This is a genomic window from Candidatus Aminicenantes bacterium, from assembly GCA_011049425.1.
GTDB lineage: Bacteria > Acidobacteriota > Aminicenantia > UBA2199 > UBA2199 > UBA876.
Genome location: DSBM01000110.1, coordinates 1 through 6,749, shown reverse-complemented (window position 1 = coordinate 6,749; position 6,749 = coordinate 1). Strand labels below are relative to the sequence as shown.

General features: G+C 52.6%; 4 protein-coding genes. 3 read left to right on the top strand and 1 reads right to left on the bottom strand.

What is annotated here, in order from left to right; translation table 11 throughout:
• Positions 1-356 precede the first annotated feature (356 nt).
• The 3 genes from ENN40_07075 (at position 357) to ENN40_07065 (ending at position 4,353) form a co-directional block, all read left to right on the top strand.
• Complete coding sequence (locus tag ENN40_07075) at positions 357-1,376, top strand: 6-bladed beta-propeller (GenBank protein HDP95105.1); 1,020 nt, start codon at positions 357-359, stop codon at positions 1,374-1,376.
• Between the two features lie 234 nt (positions 1,377-1,610).
• Positions 1,611-2,783 carry an ATP-binding protein gene (locus ENN40_07070; GenBank protein ID HDP95104.1) on the top strand — a complete coding sequence of 391 codons (1,173 nt, stop codon included), beginning with the start codon at positions 1,611-1,613 and terminating at the stop codon, positions 2,781-2,783.
• A 373-nt stretch (positions 2,784-3,156) separates the two neighbouring features.
• Entirely contained in the window at positions 3,157-4,353 is a 1,197-nt protein-coding gene (locus ENN40_07065) for an AAA family ATPase (GenBank protein HDP95103.1), read from the top strand.
• A 261-nt stretch (positions 4,354-4,614) separates the two neighbouring features.
• On the opposite strand, the gene ENN40_07060 is transcribed toward ENN40_07065, so the two are convergent.
• Positions 4,615-6,069, bottom strand: coding sequence for a serine protease (locus tag ENN40_07060; GenBank protein HDP95102.1), 1,455 nt, complete (start codon positions 6,067-6,069; stop codon positions 4,615-4,617).
• Positions 6,070-6,749: the final 680 nt, after the last annotated feature.

Here is a 6,749-nt window from a genome sequence, read left to right as displayed (position 1 = left end):
GCTAAAATCGTCAGCCATCGCTGTTATGGATTCCGCACCGCTTCCACCTATATAACCGCCCTATATCACTGCCTTGGTAAACTCCCTGAACCTAAACTCGTGCACAAATTCTTATGAAGAGCCAAATATGTTTTCCAGAATAGCTGACACTTTCTTGCCTGTTTGGGCAACAGCCCGTCAATACTTGACCCCAGTCTTCATTGCGTTTTTGTTTTGCATATAATAAAACTTTTCGGGGAGGAATAATAAAGAAAACAATCGCCGTCGCTTTTCTGGTTTGCCTGGTTCTGCCGGCCGGCGCAAAGACTTTGCGGGATGTCTACCAGTCGGGAAGCGTCACCATACAGTCGGATCTGGTGATCAACTCTGATTCCCTGCCCGAAGACATGGTAATGAGCGAGCCTTCGGACTTCGCCTTTTTGCCCGACGGCTCGATCCTTGTCAGCGATATTGATCAGAATATAATCTTCATGTTTTCCCAAGACGGGGAATATGAAAAAACCATCGGCCGCAAGGGTCAGGGTCCGGGAGAATTGGCGCTCCCAACCATACTGGGTGTGCAGAAGGATTATTTCATGACTTGGGAAATCGGCAACCGCCGTTTCTCCCTGTTCGCCCACGACGGTTCCTTCCTGCGTCACCACAAGTTCAGCGAAACCACCTATCTCATGCCTGACAAGATCGTGGCGTTGCAGGACGGGGGATTCCTGATGGAGTACACGCGCTGGGACCGGGGCGACGGAAACGTTCAACAGGTGGCGGTATTGCAGATCCTGTCAAGGGACCTGGAAAAAGGCAAAGTCCTGCTGGAGCATCCCCTCAATATCAACAAGTTCATTACCCCCCGGGACAATCTGCGCATGAATGTTCCCCAGCCCTTCGCCCCCAGGGTGTCCTGGGACCTGGCCGCCCCGGACCGGGTGGTTTTGGGCACCCAGGAAAAGTATTGCCTGCGGATACTGGACCTGGAGGGAGGGGAACGATCCAGCTTCAGTCACGACGCTCCGCCGGTGCCGGTGACCGCCAAGGAAAAAGAGGAATTCTTCGAGAAAATCAACTACCAGGGCATCGACAAAAAAGAGGTCATGCCCATCTTGCGCCGCCATGCCGTGTTCCAGGACCACAAGCCCTTTTACACCGGAATATTGGTGGACCCGGAGGGCAACATCCTGGTGTTTCCCTCCAAGGAAGAGGCACGGGAAACGGATATTCGCTTCGATGCCTTCACTCCGGAAGGGAAGTTCATCAAGCGGGTGGAAATCCGGGGCGCGGAAACCGGATTCCATAGACTTCGCTTCCACGACGGCAAGTTGTGGAGCATCAGCCGTGACGAAGAGGAAGAACCCGTCCTGGTGCGCCACACCTGGGGAGAATAGGGGAGAATACCCCCCACTCGTTCAACCCACGGAGTCAAAAACAAGTTGACAAACGTAGGGGCGAAAAATTTTTCGCCCGTACTTGAGAGAGTTGAGGGTGGAACAGAAGTTTTACTTTTGCCTTCCTGCCACCTGTTACCTGACACCGTGATTCAACTTTCGACTCAGTTTCCCCTCGCCAATAATGGCAAAAATATAACTTGACTTTAAGAATATCCATGCTAATATGAAGCCATGTTTAAAAGATGGCTGCAGATCAACTTAGAAGTGACGTCAAGCGCGCTGATCCTCGGTCCGCGCCGTTCCGGCAAAACCACATTGTTGTGCAGACGGTACCCGGACCTCACTTACTGCACCCTGGATGATCTGGACGCCCTCTCCTGGGCCGAGAAGGACCCCAAGGGATTGGTGAATTCCCTGGGAAAGGCTTTCATCATTGATGAGGCCCAGCGCTGTCCGAAGCTGACAGTTGCCGTCAAGTATGCCATCGACAACCTGGGAGCCAGGGCCCTGCTCACCGGCTCCAGCTCCATCGGCCTGCTCGATTCCACGGCCGACTCCCTGGCGGGACGCATTGAAATCCTGTACCTGCCGACCGCCTGTTGGGGAGAGGACACCGGCCCGCCGCAGCATGGTCTTCTGCAATCCAGGCCCTCAATTCCGGTTTTAAAGCAAGGCGCCCGCTTATTGGAAGAGGCGTTGGAATACGGGGGGTTTCCGGAAGTTCTTTGCCAGCCGCAAACGGAACTGAAACGAAAAATCCTGGCCAATTATCGCAACACCTACTTTACCCGGGACCTGATGCAGCTGGCCAATATCGAGAACCTCGACGCCTTGATGGGGATCTTTCATCACCTGGCCCGCTCGATTGGTTCCACCCTCGATGTCTCCAATTTCGCCAGGGAGGCCGGAGTCAGTTTCCAGACCGCCAGGAAATATCTCAACACCCTGCACCAGGCACAGCTCAGTTTCAAACTTCAAGGTTACCATGGCGGACCGGCCAAGCGTTTCCTGAAATCGGCCAAGACCTATTTCGCGGACATGGGCATATTGCGCAGCCTGCCGGTGAAGCTTTCAGAAGGCCAATTGCTCGAAAATTTCGTTCTGGCCGAACTGGAAAAAAGACGAAAACTCGGATTGATTCCCTGTGAACGCTTCTTTTATTACAAGAGTACCGGAGGTAGCGAGGTGGACCTGGTCTTTGAAATCAAGGATACCGTTTACGCGGTCGAAATCAAATCCACCGTCAACCCCGGTCCCGGCGATGTCCGCAACCTCAAGAGTTTCGCCAGGCAGCTGGGCAAACCCTGCCGCTTGCTTTTCTTTTATCGCGGCGACGAATACCGCCGGCTGGATGAAGTGCAACTGATCCCGGTTGCCGCCCTTTACCGCTGCGGCGGACTATAACCCCGACAGCGTATCTTTTCTTCCTGCTTCCTCGCTTTCACTTTCGACTAAGCGCTCCCACCACTCGCCCATCGCCCCTCGCCTCTCGCCGGCTGTCCTGTCACCTTTTTTCCGTGTATTTCGTGGTTATATTTCTTTTCCGTTTCGAGGAACTGGTCGCAATTTGCGACCACCTGCTGTGGCTTTTCCTACAGTTCTCCCGGGGATTGCCTGCAGGTTTTTTTGACGGTTTTCATACATTATTGTCTGCCGACTTTCGCATTTCCTCTCCAACGCCAAGATAATGGCCGTTTTGCTTATTGGAGTAAACAAAAAATACAAAATATTGCTTAATCCGGTGTGCAAAATTACGAATATATAGTAAAATAGTACCATGGATCACCTTGTAGAGAAGTTCAGGCGCAAAGTGGACCGCACCCGCCTCGATTTCGTGCGCGGCGCCATGGACGTGATTCCCTGGCAAAGCCGCATGGTCGCCATCCGGGGCGCCCGGGGGGTCGGCAAGACCACCCTGCTCCTGCAGTACATCAAGCGGCAACTGCCGGAACAACTGGATCGCACCCTGTACGTCAGCCTGGATGACCTTTGGTTCGCGGGTCATTCCCTGACCGGCTTGGCGGACGAATTCGTCAAGAAAGGCGGCTTGTACCTCTTTTTGGATGAGGTGCATAAACTTCCGCGGTGGTCCCGGGCCATTAAAAACATCTACGACGATCACCCGGACTTGAAAATCGTCTTTACCGGGTCTTCCCTGTTGGAAACCCTGGACGCCCGGGCCGACCTGAGTCGCCGGGCCGTTGTCTATAACATGGCGGGACTTTCCTTTCGTGAATACCTGAATATGCAGGCAGGTACGGATTTCTCCGCCTTGACTCTGGCGGAGATTCTCAAAAAGAATGAAACCATGAGTGCATCCATTGTCCGCCGCATCAAGCCTCTGCGGTATTTCCCGGGCTATCTTCGGGGCGGCTACTACCCGTATTTTCTGGAAGATCCGGACACCTACCTGATCCGCCTGGAAGAGACCGTGAACATGATCCTGGAACTCGAGTTACCGCTGCTGCGGGCGGTTGATATGGCTTATGTGCCCAAGTTGAAAAGACTGATGGGAGTGATTACTGAATCCGCCCCTTTTTTGCCAAATATCAGCAAGCTCAGCGAGCGCATCGGCATTAACCGCAATACCCTGATCAACTACCTGCGCCATCTTCAGGATGCCGGTCTGATCAACGCCCTGTACAAAAAGGCTCCGAGAATCAGCGCCCTGCAAAAACCAAACAAATTGTATCTGGAAAACACCAATCTGATGGCGCTTCTCAAGAGCGGAACCGCCAATGTCGGCACCATGCGGGAAACATTTCTGGCCAATCAACTGCTGAATACCCATGAAGTTCACTATCCACATCAGGGTGATTTCCTCGTTGATGGAACCATTACCTTCGAAGTCGGCGGAAAAAGCAAGAGCAGCGGTCAGATCAAAAGGATTGATCAAGCCTATATCGCGGCGGACGACATTGAATACGGCCACGGCAAAACGATCCCCCTCTGGTTGCTGGGTTTCCTCTACTAGCCTCTCGCCCCTCGCCATAGCAAAGTTGAAGAGTTGCAGAGTTGAAAAGTTGAAGAGGTAAGAAGTTAAAAAAGTAGTGGAGGTTCGCGAACCGCCCGTAGACTGTCTCCTGCCTCCTGTCACCTCGTCTTCACTTTCGACTAAGCAGCTCCCACCACTCGCCCATCGCCCCTCGCCTCTCGCCGGTTGTCCTGCCACCTGATACCTGTCACCTTTTTTCCGTGTATTTCGTGGTTTGAATAGCCGGACCCCAGCCGCCCGTTACTCCAAATTTTTCGAACAATGGGAATCAATCCGGTACTTGGCCAGGATATCCGGCATCGCTTTTTGCGCCGCTGCCGGATCCACAACGATCTGCCGGCTGTCTTCAAAGTCAAAGGACAGGAATGGTTCGGCGTTGGTTTCCAGGAGTGTTTTCAGGTGCTTCATGTCCCTGACGATACTGCCGTTGACCCGCATCAGGATGAGGTTATCCATGTTCTGGTAGCCGATGTTGATGTCGTGAGCCAGCACATTGGTCAAGACCACGGGCACGAGCCTTTCCGGTGATGGCTTTTTGTGGAAAAAGTAGTACTGCAGATTAGTCGGAACATCGTTCCATCTTTTCCATGATGAGAAAATATAGTTCCCACTGAGGGGCATAAAGGTCAATCCGGCATAGATGTAGTATGTAGGTGATTTTTCAAATTCCTGATAGGGCACGAAAATGACACCGCCCTTTAAGGGGAACTCCAGCTGGATGGTTTCACCCTCGCGCAACACCCCCAGCCGGATGGTTTCACCGATATGATGCATATCGAAAATGTGGGACCACTGGACCCGGTCTTCCTTGAAGGGGATGGTGCCGTCATTGGCGATGGGGATTCCGTCCACGCTCATGATCACGTCCCCCCTGTGCAGATGGTCCCAGGCACTGCTGTTGTACCCTACATGGGCAACGTAGACCCCGGTCTGGCTGTCTTTCATCCCCAATTTTTTGCGCATAGTGGGGTTCTCCAGGTGCTGGTCTGCCGCCCCCAAGTCGGGGAAGCCGTCGTATTTATTATCCTGGATATCTTTCAGGAAATGGTTGATGATCGGGACCGGGATGGCCTCGTCAGAGGAGCCTCCCTGGAAGGCGATGCCCACCAGCCGGTCTTTGCAGAATACGGGCCCGCCGCTGTTGCCGGCGGCCACCCGGGCGTCGATCTGCAAGGTAAGAAAAGACCAGCGGGAGTGAAAGTACATGTTGACCTCAATCCGCGAGACCACGCCTTCGGTAACGGCCAGTTGGCTGCCGCCGACGGGAAAACCGTACACGTTGACTGTTTCTCTCAGGTCCGGCACGCCGCCCAACTCAACCGACTGGGTGTCACTGAAAAAGGCGGGGTCCGCCACCTTGAGCAGGGCCAGGTCGCAATCGTGGGCGATGTACTCGACTTCAGCCGTAAAACGGTCGACTTCGCCGGCTTTCCGGACCTGGATAAAGGTCTGGTCACTGACCACATGGGCGTTGGTGAGAATGCGATCACCCCGGATCACGCAGCCGGAACCCGACCGCTGCTCGGGGGCGCGCATCTGCCGGAGAGTACTGTAATCGGCCAGCTGATAGGTTGTAAAAATCTGCACCACTGATTTCTTGGGGTTGAACTCTTTTCCAGATAAAGATTGTGCGCTGGCGGTAACAAAGAGAAAGACTGCGGCAATAATTGAAATGATTCGCTTGTTCATTCCCATCTCCTTTTGGGGTGAATCGCTTTGCAATCCAATCGGTATTGGACAAGACCAAAAACGCACCGATCCAACCGCCTGGCCGTGTGGGAACCGCCCACACAGTCGAGCAGCTTGCTTATAAAGAGTGTAGTACACCGGAAACGCGTATGCAATTCAACGTAGGTTCATGTGCCATCCAATCTGACAATCCCTGGTCTTACAGCTTGATAAAGGCGGGCGCCATTGGCTCCGCCAAGTATGGAATCTCGGCTTTTATTGCCTTTATTGTCCGTCACCATCAGCCGGCTGACAACCAATTGAAAATTAAGAGAAAGCAATACTGCATGACTTGTCCCCAGGTTCTGAAACTAATTATTGATGTTAACCTCAGAATTCAATAACGCCAGCAACAAGTTTGTAACAAGCTTTTTCTTTTTTCTGCGGGCTGTTTTCCGGTGCCCAAGGGGCGGCAAGACTTATAGTAAGTGCGCAATTCGCTCCCACTTTTTCTCCTCGATTCAATTTATAGTAAGCTTCCATATCTGTAACTTTCAGTTTATATGGGGAGTTGTTGTAAAGGAAGTGCGCTCTCCAATGTCCCCCCTTGTATTCATCTTTAGTGAAATGCAAATCTTCAGGTTCTATCAAAGTCAATGATTTCCATGAATTATATCCCAAAATCTCCAATAATAGAGGCTTAACTT